1 protein-coding gene is annotated in these 207 nt (G+C 72.5%); it reads left to right on the plus strand.

The features are described 5' to 3' along the window. On the plus strand, nucleotides 1-207 hold a 207-nt coding region (locus tag B1205_RS29930; protein WP_176308712.1), incomplete at both ends, for a zinc-binding dehydrogenase.

A 207-nucleotide genomic window follows, 5' to 3' on the forward strand; every position in this document is an offset into this window, starting at 1 on the left:
GGGCCGAGCACCCCGGCGTCACCTACCGGTCGTTCGACCTGAACGAGGCCGGCGGGGTCCGGATCGGGCAGATGCTCGGCGAACTGCTCGACCTGTTCGGCCAAGGTGTCCTGACGCCGCTGCCGCTGCGCGCGTGGGACGTGCGGCAGGCGCGCACGGCGTTGCGGCACCTGAGTCAGGCGCGGCACGTCGGCAAGGTGGTGCTGA

It is taken from the genome of Micromonospora sp. NBS 11-29 (genome assembly GCF_002140155.1).
Lineage (GTDB): Bacteria > Actinomycetota > Actinomycetes > Mycobacteriales > Micromonosporaceae > Micromonospora.